Raw genomic sequence first — 14,891 nt, forward strand, 5'->3', positions numbered from 1 at the left:
AATCATACTTTGCTTCGATAAAAAACACAACTAAAAGCTCAGAAGCGGTCTTTCTGTGCACGTAATTCGAAAAAAACTGAGACAAGTGAGTCTGGTGGAGACATTACACCTATTTTTCTTTGTAAATCAATGTCATTGCAACGTAAGAAAACATTAATTTTCCGCTCAGTTTGCAATTTTACGGGTAAGCTAGGTTGGTTTTTTGCTCGTAATTGCATGATTTTCTGCTGATATGTAGCAATGTCTTGATCTGAGGGCAGAATAAAACGGGCAAACTTAAGATTTGCGAGAGTATATTCATGCGCGCTGCAAATTAAGGTTTCGTCAGGGAGTTGTGCGAGCTGTTGAATCGACGCGTACATTTGCGCCGGAGTGGCCTCAAATAGCCTACCGCAGCCGGCGGAAAACAGCGTATCACCACAGAAAAGATAAGGTTTGCTGTAGTATGCGATATGTCCAAGGGTGTGACCGGGAACGGCAATAACCTGGTAGTTTCTGCCGCCAATGCTCAGGTTATCTCCCCCATTGACAATAATTGTCGCGCCTTTATTTGCAGTTTCTTGTGGCCCATAGACTGGAATTTCGGGGAAATGGCGGCGCAAATCAGCGACACCCCCAACGTGATCGTTATGATGATGGGTTAATAATATGGCCTGAGGAAGGTACTGGCCTTGACTCAGTGCGGCCAGCACGGGGGCTGACTCACCGGGGTCAACAATGACACAGTGCTTTTGTGTGTCCGCCAATAGCCAAATGTAATTGTCTTGAAATGCTGGAATGCTGATAAGATTCATTAGATACCTCTTTTATTGGCAACAGTTTGAAAGAAGACGTTAAAACATGAAACCAGCACAAACACGCCAAAAGATCGATGCGCCCGCATCTTGGGCTGAGTTACCTTGGGGAGAGTATTATCGTGCGGCAATTGAACTGCAGTTGCAGCCCTGGTGGCCGAAATTCTTTGGTTTCCACTTACTGAAGATAGGCCATTTGAGTGCCGAAATCGCCAGCGATAAATGCGCTATCTCCCATCAGGTAAATGTGGGGGAGCAGGGCAAAAATATGCAGGTGCTTGCCAGCCCATATCAGTTACCTTTTGCTGAAAAATCGGTGGATGCTTGCTTACTGTCCCATACTTTAGCCTATGCTGCTGATCCGCACCGCATTTTACGCGAGGTGGATCGGGTACTGATTGATGACGGCTGGTTGGTTATTAGCAATTTTAATCCAATGAGCCTTTTAGGGGCAGGGAAGTTGGTGCCGTTATTGCGCCAGCGGCAACCCCATGTTAGCCGCATGTTTACTCAGATGCGTTTATTGGATTGGCTAAGTTTATTAAATTATGAAGTTTTATATTTGTCGCGCTTTCATGTCTTGCCGTGGCATAGAGAAGGTGGGCGCTTTATTAGCACCCATCTGCCGGCGTTGGGGTGTGTCAGCTTGATTGTTGCCCGCAAACGCACTATTCCGTTAACGTTTAATCCGATGAAGTTCGGCGCCCGTAAACCGTGGTTCAGCCGAGCTGTTGGGGCAACGAAAAGCTATCGTGATCAACCTTGATGGTGCAGTCACATTATGGTTGAAAGGTTAATTGGGGTTATAACCGGTATCTTCTAACGTCGGTGAGTTTGCGCCTTCACGGGCCAGTTCATCACAACGCTCATTTTCCGGATGTCCTGCATGGCCTTTTACCCATTCCCATTGTATTTTATGCGTCTGAATAGCCAGATCCAGTCGTTGCCATAAATCGACATTACGCACCGGTTTGCGGTCGGTGGTTTTCCAGTCGCGCTTTTTCCAGTTATGAATCCACTGAGTAATCCCCTGGCGCACATATTGGCTGTCAGTGCTAAGAGTGACTTCGCAAGGTGAGGTCAACGCTTCCAGTGCCACGATAGCAGCCATTAGTTCCATGCGATTGTTTGTTGTCAGGAAATAGCCAGCGCTAAAGGTTTTTTCATGCTGTTTGTAACGCAAAATTGCGCCGTAACCACCGGGGCCTGGATTGCCAAGGCAAGATCCGTCGGTGAAAATTTCTACCTGTTTAGTCATCTCTGGTAGACTCTTCCTATCTGATTAAAAGTTAAGTCTGACATAAACGAGCGCTATGAGCACTGGCAATATGCAAGTTACACCGACCAGACAGATTGTTCTGGATACTGAAACTACCGGTATGAATAAGCTGGGCGTTCATTATGAAGGCCATAAGATTATTGAAATCGGCGCAGTTGAAGTGATCAACCGTCGTCTGACCGGCAGAAATTTCCATGTTTATATCAAACCTGACCGTTTGGTCGATCCGGAGGCTTACGGGGTTCATGGTATCAGCGACGAGTTTTTAGCTGATAAGCCCACATTTGCGGATATTGCACCGGAGTTTATCGAGTTTATCCGCGGCGCTGAGCTAGTCATCCATAACGCGGCGTTTGATATCGGCTTTATGGATTACGAATTTCGAATGTTGCAGCAGGACATTCCGAAAACCGAAACCTTCTGTACCATCACGGATAGCCTGTTACTGGCGCGCCGCTTGTTCCCTGGCAAGCGAAATAACCTTGATGCCCTGTGCGATCGCTATCAGATAGATAATACCAAGCGAACATTGCACGGCGCGTTACTCGATGCCGAAATCCTGTCAGAAGTTTATCTGGCGATGACAGGCGGGCAGACGTCACTTTCTTTCTCAATGGAAGGTGATCAGTCGCAGAATAATTCCTCAGACGATATTCAGCGTATTATCCGGCCAGCATCGGGGCTGAAAATAATTTATGCCGCTGAAGATGAGTTAGCCGCTCATGAGTCACGTCTGGATTTGGTGATGAAAAAGGGCGGTAGCTGCCTATGGCGTATGCCACTAGAGACGGACGACAGCATAAACGCAGAGAAATAGTACAAACGCTGAATAAAGTGACATCCAGATGAAAAACTGTGCAAACGGCTTGTTTTACGGGGAAAAGTGTTGACGAGATTGTATTGCATACGTAATATCCCACTCGTTCTTAACCGGAACAGCAGCGTGGTGCGGTAGTTCAGTCGGTTAGAATACCGGCCTGTCACGCCGGGGGTCGCGGGTTCGAGTCCCGTCCGCACCGCCAACATTCAGAAGCCCTGAGTTATTGCTAACTCAGGGCTTCGTTGTATCTATACCCTTTGTATTTGAAGCCGCAGGGGTGTTAGCTACGCTCACTTACCCAAATCACTTACTTGAGTAAGTTCATTGGGATGCATTCGCTTGCTGCCTACCTGCAACTCCAATTACTTTGGGTATACCCTTGGCACTTGAAGCCGCAGGGGGCAAAATAATAGAACTCCCCCATCAATAAACCCATTTAGAATTTACTGCGTAGCTTTCGTATTACCCGCTTCAGAGGCTGTTTTCACCCAGCCATCAAAGGTTGCCTGATGAGCTTGGATCCAACCATTCACATGACGTTCGATATCGGCATCTGATGATTCACCGGCATGCATCCGCATATTCTGAGCATTCACATCATTAATTGATAATTTCATGATGGAGAACAGCTTGGCGGCAGCAGGGTTAGCTTCAGCCCATTTTTTGTTGGCAACGATATGCATCACACTCGGTGGGAAGCCGTAGTTAGCACCGTTAGAAAGCTGCGTGTCGATAGTTTTATCCGGCAGGGAAGAGAATGGCACTTGTAACCACACCACATCGCGGCCGGGAACCAGCACGTCACTGACCCAATATGGCGTCCAGGTGTAATACAGTATTGGCTTGCCTTCTTTGTAGCGCGTGATGGTATCGGCAATCATGGCGGCATAGTTACCCTGATTGTGGGTTACCGTATCGCTGAGGCCATAGGCTTGGATCTGGTGGTTAATCGGAGCTTCACAACCCCAGCCTGGATTACAGCCGGTGAGATCCGCTTTACCGTCGTTATTGGCATCAAACAATTTTGCAATTTTTGGATCTTTTAGCTGCTCAATATTCGTAATATGATATTTATCAGCAGTTTTTTTATCGATCAAATAGCCCTGTGCCAGCCCTTCAATGAAGTTACCCTGACGGTAGAATTTGGCATCGCCACCTGCGGCTGCGTATTGATCATTATGTAGCGGCTCCCAGTTTACGGCCAGGTAAGTCGCATCACCTGCGGCAATAGAAGAGTAAGCGACATTATAGTCAACTTCTTTGGTTGGCTGGACGTCGTAACCGAGCTTCTCTAGCGCTTTATTGACCAGCGAGGTCTGGAAGGTTTCTTCCGAAATGGTGCTTTGCAGCGGTTGGACAGTGATACCTTTGCCTGGCAATTCTGCGGCGGATAACTGAGTGCTTATCAGTGTGGTGAGGGCCAGGGCCAAGATTCGAGTCGTTCGCATAATTTTCCCCTTATCCCCTTCGTCCTTGACACTGCCGCTGTGTTAGCGGCGTTCACGCACCCGAATCACTTACTGATGTAAGCTCATCGGGATTTACTCGCTTGCTGCCTTGCCGCAGTGCCAATGACTTTGGGGATGATATTGAGCGTAATAAGTTGACGTTATTTAGTGTTTCTAAATGGTTTGGTGATGAGCCCAATAGGACCAGTGGCATACCAACGGCCAACGCCTTTGCTACGACGGTCACGGCCCAATGATTGGGTCAGGCGGTCAAGGATAATCGCCAGAATCACGATACCAACACCACCGACAGCGGCTAGCCCCATATCAAGGCGACCAATACCGCGCAGCACCATCTGGCCCAACCCACCGACGGCAATCATTGAAGCAATAACAACCATCGACAATGCGAGCATTAAGGTCTGATTAACACCGGCCATGATAGTTGGCATCGCCAGTGGTAATTGCACCTTAAAGAGCATCTGGCGTGGATTCGCGCCGAAGGATTCCGCTGCCTCGATGAGGTCTTCTGGTACTTGCTTAATACCCAGAATAGTCAGGCGAACAATGGGCGGCAGGGCAAAGATAATGGTCACCACGACACCCGGGACATTACCAATACCAAACAGCATGACAATGGGTACCAGATAGACGAAGGCTGGCGTGGTTTGCATCGCATCGAGTAAAGGCCGAATAATTCGTGCAGCGTTATTACTGCGCGCCAACCATATCCCGAGCGGTAGCCCGATAAGGATACAGAAGAACAGCGAAGTCAGAACCAGTGCCAGTGTCACCATAGCTTGCGACCATGCACCAATCGCGCCGATGGCAATCAGGGAAACCAAGGTTGCCACCCCCATCCCCAAGGTAGAGAACTGCCAGGCGATTAATGCGAAAACCAGAATCGCCACCGGTGCTGGCATGCCCAGCAATAAGTGTTGAAAGCCACTGAGAATGAAATCAACCGGCACACGAATGCCTTGGAACAGCGGGCGGAAATGTAGCACCACCCAATCAATACCTTGGGTAACCCACGAATCCAGTGGCACCCAAGTGTTATGGAACGGGTCCATCAGACTAAAATGCTCAGGCGCTGCTGCCGGAGCGCTATTTAGCCAATCGGTACTTTGTGCGGCTTGGCTCTGTACGGCCTGAGAAGCAACCTCATGGCTCGCGCTGCCTGCGGCATGGCTACCCTGGGCCATACTCGCTCCCCAAGGGTCAGCAGCGGCTGACAAGGTCTGAGTCGCAGAGTCGGTCGCGACCGGTGCTGCTGACGTTGCGGCATCAGTCGCCCATGGGTTGCTGTCTATGGTCATGCTGTTTTGGATTTGATCACTCATTTGGCGTCTCCTTATCTAAGGCCTGCAACAGCATGGCTTTGGAAATAATACCGATATAGTTGTTGTCTTCACCGACTACAGGAACCGCGCACGGAGCTTGTGCAACCAGTGAAATCAGTTCACTGAGGGGCATATCCGCCGGAACCGGTGCTGGATCAGCCAATAAGGCACTATCCAGTGATTGGTTCTCTGCCAATGCTTTTTTCAGTGAATCTATCGATACCACGCCAATAAACTTCTGCCCGCGCTCCAGCACATAGCCGTAATCGCGGTCTTCATCCTGAAGCAGTTTTAACGCTGAACGAGGGCCGAAACCCGGTGTTTTGCGGATCAAGGATACCGGGCGACGACGTGCGATATCCTTGGCACTAAATACGTGGCTGATGTCGACACCACGGAAGAAGGTGCGCACATAGTCATTTGCCGGATTATTAAGTATCTCATCCGGTGTACCGACTTGTACCACTTCGCCGCCTTGCATAATGGCAATGCGATCGCCGATACGCATGGCTTCATCCAGATCATGAGAGATAAAGACGATAGTGCGTTGATGCTTGGCCTGTAGTTTGACCAATTCATCCTGCATTTCCGTACGAATTAATGGGTCGAGTGCTGAAAAGGCTTCATCCATTAATAGGATATCGGGGTTATTGGCCATAGCGCGGGCTAAACCTACGCGCTGACGCATACCACCTGACAGCTCGTCGGGATAAGAATGAGCGTAGCTTTCTAAACTCACCTGACGTAATGCTTCCAAGGCTTTTTCATGACGTTCCGCTTGCGGCACGCCAGCTAACTCCATGCCAAATGCCGTGTTATCGAGCACATTCAGATGAGGCATTAATGCAAAGGATTGGAAGACCATGCTTATCTTATTTCGGCGTACGGTGCGCAGGGCACTATCAGATATTTTGGCAATATCTTCGCCGTCGATAAGCACTTCACCACGAGTGGGTTCTATCAGACGATTGAGAAGGCGTACCAGGGTGGATTTACCGGAACCGGATAACCCCATGATGACGAATATCTCGCCTTCTTCAATGGCCAGATTGGCATCTTTAACGCCAACGGACAAACCAGTTTTGGCAAATATCTGCTCTTTATTCTTACCTGATTGAAGCAGTTTAAAAGCCCGTTCTGGATGCTCACCAAATATTTTATATAAGTTCTTTACTTCGAGTTTAATTGCCATGCAGCTGGTGTATTCCTTTGTCAATTTTGAATTATGTTTATTCGATCAATATTATCCTGATGAAAAAATAGAGCGCCATATACCCTAACACAATGAGAATCTGAGACAACCCTCAATGTTCCTATAATCATTTCTGTAATAGTCCTCGTTCCAATATATAGCTTTTTAACTTGTTAATTTACTTGCGTTAATACTGTGGTTTTTTACTTTAGATAAATTGGCTAATATTGATAATGAATCTAATGGCTAATTTGAGTGTTAATAGTGTGAATATTGCACATATATAGACAATATATTTTCTATATTGTTGAGAATGCATTTCCTGCAATGAAAACGCTGAATCCCCCTGATACTCTGGCCTGTAGCCAAATGGGGGTTAAGATGAATTTTTAGATTTGGCTGGGGCAATCCGGCCATCTTGTTCGGGTCGCCAGAAAGGGATGGCTCCCCTTTGTTATATTAGCGAAAAGGGGAGTTTTTTTGAGTCGGGAGGTTTAGAAATCCCAGTCTTCGTCCTCAGTATTGACCGCTTTACCGATCACATATGACGAACCTGATCCAGAGAAGAAATCGTGATTTTCATCAGCGTTGGGCGATAATGCAGCCAAAATGGCTGGGTTGACATTAGCCTGACTGGCAGGGAATAGGGCTTCATAACCCAAATTCATTAATGCTTTATTTGCATTGTAATGGAGAAACTTTTTCACATCTTCTGTCCAGCCAACTCCATCATATAGGCTCTCTGTATAGTGCACTTCATTGTCATATAAGTCCTGCAACAAATCGAAAGCGAAATTCTTTATTTCCTGACGTCGATTATTATCTACTTTCTCCAATCCTTTCTGGAATTTATAGCCGATATAATAGCCATGAACTGCCTCGTCGCGAATAATCAGCCGAATAAGATCTGCGGTATTAGTTAATCTGGCGCGGCTTGACCAATACATAGGTAAATAGAATCCGGAATAGAATAGAAATGATTCCAAAAATACACTGGCAATTTTCTTCTTCAGTGGGTCGTCATTATTATAATGCTGAAGGATAATATCGGCTTTCTTTTGCAGCGGGCCATTCTCCTCACTCCAGCGATAAGCCTCGTCCACATCCGATGTCATACACAGGGTAGAGAATATGGAGCTATAAGAGCGTGCGTGCACGGCTTCCATAAAGCTGATATTGGAAAATACCGCTTCCTCATGGGGGGTAATGGCGTCTTTAATCAGCGCCGGTGCACCCAGCGTATTTTGAATAGTATCGAGCAATGTCAGCCCGGTAAAAACCCGAATAGTCAGTTGCTGCTCATCAGCCGTTAGTTTGGCCCAAGAAGGAATATCATTTGATAGCGGGACTTTTTCCGGTAACCAAAAGTTAGCCGTCAGGCGGTTCCATACTTCCAGGTCTTTATCGTCTTCAATTTTATTCCAATTGATGGCACTAACGTGTTTTATCGTTTTTGTTGTACTCATGTGATTAATTCCTCGATCCGATCTGATTAATTCAGCACAGCTCATACCCTAAATAATTACAGCGAGCAGGAAACACAGCCTTCAACTTCCGTCCCTTCAAGCGCCATCTGACGTAGTCGAATGTAATAAATAGTTTTAATCCCTTTCTTCCAAGCATATATCTGCGCTTTATTGATATCGCGGGTAGTGGCGGTATCGCGGAAAAACAAGGTCAGTGATAGCCCCTGATCGACATGCTGGGTCGCTTCGGCATAGGTATCGATGATTTTCTCCGGCCCGATTTGATAAGCATCCTGATAATATTCAAGATTATCGTTGGTCATGTAAGGCGCTGGATAATATACCCGGCCAATCTTGCCTTCTTTGCGGATCTCGATTGGAGAGACAATCGGGTGGATGCTGGAGGTCGAGTGATTGATATATGAAATAGATCCAGTCGGGGGCACCGCCTGTAAGTTCTGATTATAAATCCCGTGCTCCATCACGGACTGGCGCAGTGCTGCCCAATCTTGTTGATCCGGAACGGAAATACCTGCTTGGGCAAATAGCGCACTCACTTTAGCTGTTTTAGGTTGCCAGCTTTCCTCAATATATTTGGTGAAATAGTGACCAGAAGCATAACTCGATTGGTCAAAACCTTTAAAATGACTACCGCGTTCTATCGCCAACTGGTTGGAGGCGCGGATAGCGTGATATGCCACGGTGTAGAAATAGATATTGGTGAAATCCAGTGCTTCTTCTGATCCATAGAAAATACGTTCGCGTGCCAGATAGCCGTGCAGATTCATCTGCCCGAGGCCAATAGCATGAGACTCGTGATTACCTTTTTCAATTGATGGCACTGAGCGGATATTGCTCATATCAGAGACTGCCGTCAGCCCGCGAATGGCGGTTTCTATCGATTTACCAAAGTCTGGTGAATCCATGGTGTGGGCTATATTCAGTGAGCCAAGGTTACAGGAGATATCCTTCCCGATATGGCGATAGCTAAGGTCGTCGTTGTATTCTGTTGGTGAATTAACCTGCAAAATTTCCGAGCACAGGTTACTCATATTAATCCGGCCTTTGATCGGGTTGGCCCGGTTCACAGTATCCTCAAACATCATATAGGGATAACCGGACTCAAATTGGATCTCTGCCAGTATCTGGAAAAACTCGCGCGCTTTAATTTTGCTTTTACGGATGCGCTTATCATCGACCATCTCGCGGTATTTTTCACTGACACTGATTTCAGACAGAGGAACGCCGTAAACCTGTTCTACGTCATAAGGCGAAAACAGGTACATTTCTTCATTATTCTTTGCCAACTCAAAAGTAATATCGGGGATAACCACACCCAGTGACAGAGTTTTAATCCGTATTTTTTCATCGGCATTTTCGCGTTTTGTGTCGAGAAAACGCAAAATATCCGGATGGTGAGCATGGAGATAGACCGCCCCGGCCCCTTGGCGTGCGCCCAGTTGATTAGCATAGGAAAAAGCATCTTCCAACATTTTCATGATAGGGATGACGCCAGATGACTGATTTTCAATGCGTTTAATCGGCGCACCGACTTCGCGGATATTAGTCAGCAGGAAAGCGACACCGCCGCCACGTTTAGATAATTGCAGTGCCGAGTTAATGGAACGACCAATGGACTCCATATTGTCTTCAATGCGCAGCAGGAAGCAGGAGACTAACTCACCGCGCTGTTTCTTGCCGCAATTGAGGAAGGTTGGCGTGGCGGGTTGGAAGCGGCCAGTAATGATCTCTTCGACTAAATCTCGCGCAACTTGCTGATTGCCTGCAGCTAATGTCAGAGCAACCATACAAACACGGTCTTCATAGCGCTCCAGATAGCGTTTACCATCAAAGGTTTTCAGGGTATAGCCGGTGTAGTACTTAAACGCGCCAAGGAAGGTCGGGAAGCGAAACTTTTTGCTATAAGCTTGCTGGAATAAGCTCTTGATAAAGCTGAAGTCATACTTTTCCAGCACTTCTTTCTCGTAGTATCCTTCTTCCACCAGATAATCGAGTTTTTCCTGTAAATTATGGAAGAACACCGTGTTTTGATTCACGTGTTGCAAGAAATATTGCCTTGCAGCCAGGCGGTCTTTATCAAACTGGATACGCCCATCGGCATCATAGAGGTTCAACATCGCATTCAGTGAGTGATAGTCAAGTTCACTGCTGGATGAATCGGTGATTCTCAGTTCTGTCGTAGCCAAAATTCAGTTACTCCCTTGCGCACGTTTGCCACATCTTCTGCTGTACCCAGTAGTTCAAAGCGATACAGATAAGGAACCTGACATTTTTGGGAAATAATTTTCCCCGCCAGGCAATAGGCGTCGCCAAAATTAGTGTTACCCGCAGCAATCACACCGCGAATCAATGAACGGTTATGGGGATCATTGAGAAACCTAATCACCTGAATAGGCACAGCGCCGACCGGGCTGCCTCCACCATAACTGGGTACTAACAAAATATAGGGCTGCTCCATTCGTAGCTTTTCCCGCGCCCCCGCAATGGGAATACGTATTGCCGGTAGCTCCAGCTTTCCGACAAAGCGGTGGGTGTTCTCCGAAGAACTAGAGAAATACACCAACGGATTCATTTTTTTGCCCTCATCAGGCACTGACCGACTGAACCAATGCACTTATTTTGTCTGGGCGGAAGCCAGACCAATGGTCATCACCAGAAATAATGACTGGAACCTGCTGATAACCAAGAGATTTAATGTGATTTAAAGCCTGTGAGTCTTCAGTTAAATCAACAACCTGATAAGCGATCCCTTGTTTATCGAAAGCGCGATAGGTTGCATTGCACTGGACACAATCAGGTTTACTGTAAATAATAATGCTCATGATTCGCATTCTCATCTTATACCCGTCATACTTCAAGCTGCATGTATGTTGGCTACGTTCAATCACCCGAATCACTGACTCATGTAAGCTCATCGGGACTCATTCACTTGCCGCCTTCCTGCATCTCGAACTATTTAGCGTATGTTTGATAAAAGGCAGTCTTAGCAGATTGTTGGTGTGTCTCGATGACCTGCCCCTGATTATCAACCCCGATTTCATTCTCGCGAGTGATAGATTTAATACTATATCTAGTGTTTTATTAATTCAACCACACTATATGTAGTTTTTTGCTCTGGGTCATACACAATTGAGAGGTAAAGCCGCCAGCACAGGGCTGGCGACAAATTCCAAGGGAATAAAGGGAGATAAAATATTTTATTGCTGGGTGGCGATGGGGGAAGTGCTTACTGACGCAGACTGACCGCTAATCGGTTAAATGCATTCATGATGCTGATAGCGAAAGTTAAATCAGAAATCTGAGCATCAGTAAAATGCATTTTCAATGCATTAAAGGTGCTATCAGGAGTGCCGCTGATGGTGATATGAGTCACTGCTTCTGCCCAATCTAAGGCGGCACGCTCGTCTTCACTAAAAAGATTGCTGAGTTTCCAGCCCGCGATGACATCCATTTTTGCGTTATCGAAACCATGATCGCGCAAGAATTTGCCGTGCATATCCAGGCAAAATGCACAGCCGTTGATCTGTGATACCCGCATAAAAATCAATTCTATCAGCGTTTTTGGCAACGAGCTTTTATCGAGAGACATAGAGGCGCTCACCAGCGCTTTGTAGGTAGTCGGTGAGAGTTCGGAAAAATACAGACGTTGTTCAACCATGATATGTACCTGTGTGATGTTGGCCCTTCAATAAGCCGCTACTCTAACAACACCATGACCTATACTATAGGGCCATAAATGACTTATTTTAGTGGGCCATGATGAAGTTGTTTTCACATCTGCTTAAGCTGGATCGCCAACATAACGAACCGGTATATCGCCAGATTTATCAGCGTATTAAAGATGCCATTGTGCAGGGTACTTTGTTACCGGATACGCGCTTACCTTCGGTGAGGGTACTGGCCAGCGAAGTGGGGGTGGCGCGGGGAACGGTGGAAAATGCCTATGCCCAACTGATTGCTGAAGGTTTCTTGCAAAGCCGCGGGCAGGGGGGGACTTATGTTTCCGCTCAATTACTCGATGCTCCTCTCTCCCCATTGAAAATGGTAGAACAAGACGAACAACCCGTAGTGATTAATCATTCTCTCTCGGCTGATCGTATGATGGCTCGCCCCTTCCAGCTGGGGCTACCCGCGCTGGATGCTTTCCCACGCGCGCAATGGGGGCGACTTATCACCAAGCAGGTGCATAGTCTGACCATCACCTCACTCGGGCACCCTCCTGTAGCCGGATTACCGGCGTTACGTGAGGCAATTGCCTATTATTTGCAGTTATCTCGTGGTTTCAGTTGCCAACCTGAGCAGGTATTTATTTGCTCGGGTTATCAGTCTGTACTGGATCTGGTGATTAATACGTTATTGACGCCGGGAGATAGCGGTTGGCTGGAGAACCCAGGATATCCTGCCACTCAGCAACTGATCCGCGAGGCCGGGCTTATTTCGTACCCCGTCAATGTGGACAGCGATGGTATGGATGTGACGGCTGCTATTAATGATTGTCCCAATGCCCGCTTTGCTATTATCACGCCAGCGCATCAAAGCCCGTTGGGGGTGGCACTCAGCTTAGCGCGACGCATTGCGCTGCTGGAGTGGGCTGAGCAACAGCAGTCATGGATTATTGAAGATGATTACGATAGCGAGTTTCGCTATCAGGGGCGGCCGCTTCCCCCGTTAAAAAGTCTGGATAGCCACGGGCGAGTGCTGTATGCCGGGACGTTTAGTAAAGTGATGTTTCCGGCACTGCGACTGGCTTATCTGGTGGTACCGCCTGAGCAAGTGGCTGTTTTTAACCACCGCTGTCAACTGCGTAGCTGTGCCAGCCCGCCACTGATACAGGCCAGTGTGGCTGAATTTATTAGTCAGGGGCACTTTTATCGCCACCTTAAACGTATGCGCCATTTATATGCTGAGCGCCGTGAAATATTGGCTGCCAGCCTTATGCGCCAACTGGCGGGAGTTGTAGAGGTTGAACAACAGGCGGGGGGTATTCAATTATTGGCGCGGCTGGATAAGCATTTTTCTGACAGTATTGTTGCGGCGCGAGCACAGCGCCAGGGGCTGGCGATTGAAGCGGTATCAAATTGGGCGTTAGAAAAAAATAGCAGAGTGGATAATGCGCTGCTGATGGGGTTTACCAATTTTGTTTCTGAAGCTGAGGTCGATAAACAGGTGGCAAAGCTGACAAAGGTGATTTTAGCGGGAGCGAGAAATGAAAATTATTGAGGTTGATAAATCGATTGGCGTTATAAAAACATGGCCCGCAGTGAATATCACCCGGGCCACCGATAAGCAAACAGCAAAAACTACAGTAGACACAGCAATGAGGGGCTGTCAGTTTATCGGCCTGCGAACAGATATCAGCGGCGTGCCAGCAGTACACCCAGTACCAGGCCTATGGCAGCCCCAATACCAACACCTTGCCAAGGTTTATCATGCACATAATTATCGGCATTACCGGCAACATCTCGAGCATGCTGTTTTAAGCTGGTTGAGCCGCTAAAACGCGCTCGAGCATCACGTAATACACCTTCAGCATTGTGTCGCACCTTGGCCAGCTCTTCTTTTGTTTTGTCGCCCGATGAGCGCAAGACATCGTCGAGAGTATCCGCCAGAAGGGTCACGTCCTGATCGAGATCTCTTTCTACTTTTTCTGATTTCTTGAACATTTGACTCTCCGTTTTTCTTGATGAACATTAAGCGTAGACCATCACAGCAAGTGTTAATCAACTTCAGGAGTAATCTGAATAGGTAATATACTCGTCATACTTCAAGTTGCATGTCTGTTGGCTGCTCTCTCGCACCTGAATCATTGACTGGCATCAACTCATCGGGGCTTATTCGCTTGCCGCCTTCATGCAACTTGAATTATTTAAAGTATAAATAGCCAGAACATGCTTTGTACATTTGGTTACTCAGTGAAACCAATCACTCACGGAAAGAAAAAATCCATTCCTCTATGATTCTTCCAACGGCCCCACCGGGGGCTTAGCGAAACAAACTCTGAGGATTTTAAAATGAAAAAAGTATTAGCGCTGATCGTTGCTGCAACCATGGGTCTGTCTTCTGTTGCTTTCGCTGCCGAAACAACTGCGGCCGCTACAGCAGCACCCGCTGCAACCAGCACTACTGCTGCTCCAGCCGTAGAAAAAGCTGCACCAGCTAAAGCAACTCATCATAAAAAACACAAAGCGACTAAACAAACTACCGAGCAAAAAGCACAAGCTGCCAAAAAAGCTGTGAAAAAAGCCCCAGCTCAAAAAGCGCAGGCCGCTAAAAAAGCAGTGAAAAAAGCTCCAGTGCAAAAAGCACAGGCTGCTAAAAAAGCAGTAAAAAAAGCCCCAGTTCAAAAAGCACAAGCAGCTAAAAAACACCACAAAACTGCTAAAAAATCAGCTACTGCTCCAGCAGCATAATAACGCCGGAATGCGGGCGACATCACCCCGCACAGTCTAGCCAATTCCAGACACCCGGTTAATACCGGGTGTCTTTTTTTATAGGCTAACCATCATGATCAATCGCTATCTGTTCGAA

Annotated in this window: 15 protein-coding genes and 1 tRNA gene; 5 read left to right on the forward strand and 11 right to left on the reverse strand. The window is 47.2% G+C overall.

Features of this window, described 5'->3' with window-relative positions; all coding sequences use genetic code 11:
- Nucleotides 1-38 precede the first annotated feature (38 nt).
- Complete coding sequence (gene gloB, locus ACF3VQ_RS04770; RefSeq protein WP_392433614.1) at nucleotides 39-794, reverse strand: hydroxyacylglutathione hydrolase; 756 nt, start codon at nucleotides 792-794, stop codon at nucleotides 39-41.
- Between the two features lie 46 nt (nucleotides 795-840).
- Between gloB and ACF3VQ_RS04775 the strand changes: the two genes are divergently transcribed.
- The gene (locus tag ACF3VQ_RS04775; RefSeq protein WP_392433615.1) at nucleotides 841-1,560 is read left to right on the forward strand and encodes a class I SAM-dependent methyltransferase; all 720 of its coding nucleotides are present in this window, start codon (nucleotides 841-843) and stop codon (nucleotides 1,558-1,560) included.
- A 27-nt stretch (nucleotides 1,561-1,587) separates the two neighbouring features.
- Here the strand turns inward: ACF3VQ_RS04775 and rnhA are convergent, their stop codons facing one another.
- Nucleotides 1,588-2,052, reverse strand: coding sequence for a ribonuclease HI (rnhA, locus tag ACF3VQ_RS04780; protein WP_392433616.1), 465 nt, complete (start codon nucleotides 2,050-2,052; stop codon nucleotides 1,588-1,590).
- Nucleotides 2,053-2,122: 70 nt separating this feature from the next.
- On the opposite strand from rnhA, the gene dnaQ reads away from it, so the two are divergent.
- Nucleotides 2,123-2,890, forward strand: coding sequence for a DNA polymerase III subunit epsilon (dnaQ, locus tag ACF3VQ_RS04785; protein ID WP_392435445.1), 768 nt, complete (start codon nucleotides 2,123-2,125; stop codon nucleotides 2,888-2,890).
- Nucleotides 2,891-3,018: 128 nt separating this feature from the next.
- Nucleotides 3,019-3,095 (forward strand) — tRNA-Asp (locus tag ACF3VQ_RS04790).
- A 241-nt stretch (nucleotides 3,096-3,336) separates the two neighbouring features.
- Here ACF3VQ_RS04790 and proX read toward each other — a convergent pair.
- The 8 genes from proX to ACF3VQ_RS04830 form a co-directional block, all read right to left on the reverse strand.
- The gene (gene proX, locus ACF3VQ_RS04795; RefSeq protein WP_392433617.1) at nucleotides 3,337-4,341 is read right to left on the reverse strand and encodes a glycine betaine/L-proline ABC transporter substrate-binding protein ProX; all 1,005 of its coding nucleotides are present in this window, start codon (nucleotides 4,339-4,341) and stop codon (nucleotides 3,337-3,339) included.
- 161 nt (nucleotides 4,342-4,502) lie between these two features.
- On the reverse strand, nucleotides 4,503-5,684 hold the full coding sequence (gene proW, locus ACF3VQ_RS04800; protein ID WP_392433618.1) for a glycine betaine/L-proline ABC transporter permease ProW: 1,182 nt from the start codon (nucleotides 5,682-5,684) through the stop codon (nucleotides 4,503-4,505).
- On the reverse strand, nucleotides 5,677-6,876 hold the full coding sequence (gene proV, locus ACF3VQ_RS04805; RefSeq protein WP_392433619.1) for a glycine betaine/L-proline ABC transporter ATP-binding protein ProV: 1,200 nt from the start codon (nucleotides 6,874-6,876) through the stop codon (nucleotides 5,677-5,679). The genes proW and proV overlap by 8 nt, the downstream gene beginning before the upstream one ends.
- A 494-nt stretch (nucleotides 6,877-7,370) precedes the next feature.
- Nucleotides 7,371-8,342, reverse strand: a complete 972-nt coding sequence (nrdF, locus tag ACF3VQ_RS04810; protein WP_392433620.1) for a class 1b ribonucleoside-diphosphate reductase subunit beta — start codon at nucleotides 8,340-8,342, stop codon at nucleotides 7,371-7,373.
- Between the two features lie 56 nt (nucleotides 8,343-8,398).
- Nucleotides 8,399-10,549, reverse strand: a complete 2,151-nt coding sequence (gene nrdE, locus ACF3VQ_RS04815) for a class 1b ribonucleoside-diphosphate reductase subunit alpha (protein WP_392433621.1) — start codon at nucleotides 10,547-10,549, stop codon at nucleotides 8,399-8,401.
- Nucleotides 10,531-10,935: a class Ib ribonucleoside-diphosphate reductase assembly flavoprotein NrdI gene (gene nrdI, locus ACF3VQ_RS04820; protein ID WP_392433622.1), complete on the reverse strand. Its 405-nt coding sequence runs from the start codon at nucleotides 10,933-10,935 to the stop codon at nucleotides 10,531-10,533. The genes nrdE and nrdI overlap by 19 nt, the downstream gene beginning before the upstream one ends.
- 13 nt (nucleotides 10,936-10,948) lie before the next feature.
- Nucleotides 10,949-11,185 (reverse strand): glutaredoxin-like protein NrdH, encoded by a 237-nt coding sequence (nrdH, locus tag ACF3VQ_RS04825; RefSeq protein ID WP_392433623.1) that lies wholly within the window; start codon nucleotides 11,183-11,185, stop codon nucleotides 10,949-10,951.
- 404 nt (nucleotides 11,186-11,589) lie between these two features.
- Nucleotides 11,590-12,021: a carboxymuconolactone decarboxylase family protein gene (locus ACF3VQ_RS04830; protein ID WP_392433624.1), complete on the reverse strand. Its 432-nt coding sequence runs from the start codon at nucleotides 12,019-12,021 to the stop codon at nucleotides 11,590-11,592.
- A 98-nt stretch (nucleotides 12,022-12,119) separates the two neighbouring features.
- Between ACF3VQ_RS04830 and ACF3VQ_RS04835 the strand changes: the two genes are divergently transcribed.
- Entirely contained in the window at nucleotides 12,120-13,583 is a 1,464-nt protein-coding gene (locus tag ACF3VQ_RS04835) for a PLP-dependent aminotransferase family protein (protein WP_392433625.1), read from the forward strand.
- Nucleotides 13,584-13,717: 134 nt separating this feature from the next.
- Here ACF3VQ_RS04835 and ACF3VQ_RS04840 read toward each other — a convergent pair whose 3' ends face one another.
- Nucleotides 13,718-14,026, reverse strand: coding sequence for a YqjD family protein (locus ACF3VQ_RS04840; protein ID WP_159677370.1), 309 nt, complete (start codon nucleotides 14,024-14,026; stop codon nucleotides 13,718-13,720).
- A 348-nt stretch (nucleotides 14,027-14,374) separates the two neighbouring features.
- On the opposite strand from ACF3VQ_RS04840, the gene asr reads away from it, so the two are divergent.
- Nucleotides 14,375-14,773, forward strand: coding sequence for an acid resistance repetitive basic protein Asr (gene asr, locus ACF3VQ_RS04845; RefSeq protein ID WP_392433626.1), 399 nt, complete (start codon nucleotides 14,375-14,377; stop codon nucleotides 14,771-14,773).
- Nucleotides 14,774-14,891 lie beyond the last annotated feature (118 nt).

The organism is Yersinia fenwicki (assembly GCF_043099325.1).
Taxonomy (GTDB): Bacteria; Pseudomonadota; Gammaproteobacteria; order Enterobacterales; family Enterobacteriaceae; genus Yersinia.

Coding starts and splice junctions, on each gene's coding strand:
- gloB (WP_392433614.1), bottom strand. CDS start 794: ATGAATCTTATCAGCATTCCAGCATTTCAAGACAATTACATTTGGCTA.
- ACF3VQ_RS04775 (WP_392433615.1), top strand. CDS start 841: ATGAAACCAGCACAAACACGCCAAAAGATCGATGCGCCCGCATCTTGG.
- rnhA (WP_392433616.1), bottom strand. CDS start 2,052: ATGACTAAACAGGTAGAAATTTTCACCGACGGATCTTGCCTTGGCAAT.
- dnaQ (WP_392435445.1), top strand. CDS start 2,123: ATGCAAGTTACACCGACCAGACAGATTGTTCTGGATACTGAAACTACC.
- proX (WP_392433617.1), bottom strand. CDS start 4,341: ATGCGAACGACTCGAATCTTGGCCCTGGCCCTCACCACACTGATAAGC.
- proW (WP_392433618.1), bottom strand. CDS start 5,684: ATGAGTGATCAAATCCAAAACAGCATGACCATAGACAGCAACCCATGG.
- proV (WP_392433619.1), bottom strand. CDS start 6,876: ATGGCAATTAAACTCGAAGTAAAGAACTTATATAAAATATTTGGTGAG.
- nrdF (WP_392433620.1), bottom strand. CDS start 8,342: ATGAGTACAACAAAAACGATAAAACACGTTAGTGCCATCAATTGGAAT.
- nrdI (WP_392433622.1), bottom strand. CDS start 10,935: ATGAATCCGTTGGTGTATTTCTCTAGTTCTTCGGAGAACACCCACCGC.
- nrdH (WP_392433623.1), bottom strand. CDS start 11,185: ATGAGCATTATTATTTACAGTAAACCTGATTGTGTCCAGTGCAATGCA.
- ACF3VQ_RS04830 (WP_392433624.1), bottom strand. CDS start 12,021: ATGGTTGAACAACGTCTGTATTTTTCCGAACTCTCACCGACTACCTAC.
- ACF3VQ_RS04835 (WP_392433625.1), top strand. CDS start 12,120: ATGATGAAGTTGTTTTCACATCTGCTTAAGCTGGATCGCCAACATAAC.
- ACF3VQ_RS04840 (WP_159677370.1), bottom strand. CDS start 14,026: ATGTTCAAGAAATCAGAAAAAGTAGAAAGAGATCTCGATCAGGACGTG.
- asr (WP_392433626.1), top strand. CDS start 14,375: ATGAAAAAAGTATTAGCGCTGATCGTTGCTGCAACCATGGGTCTGTCT.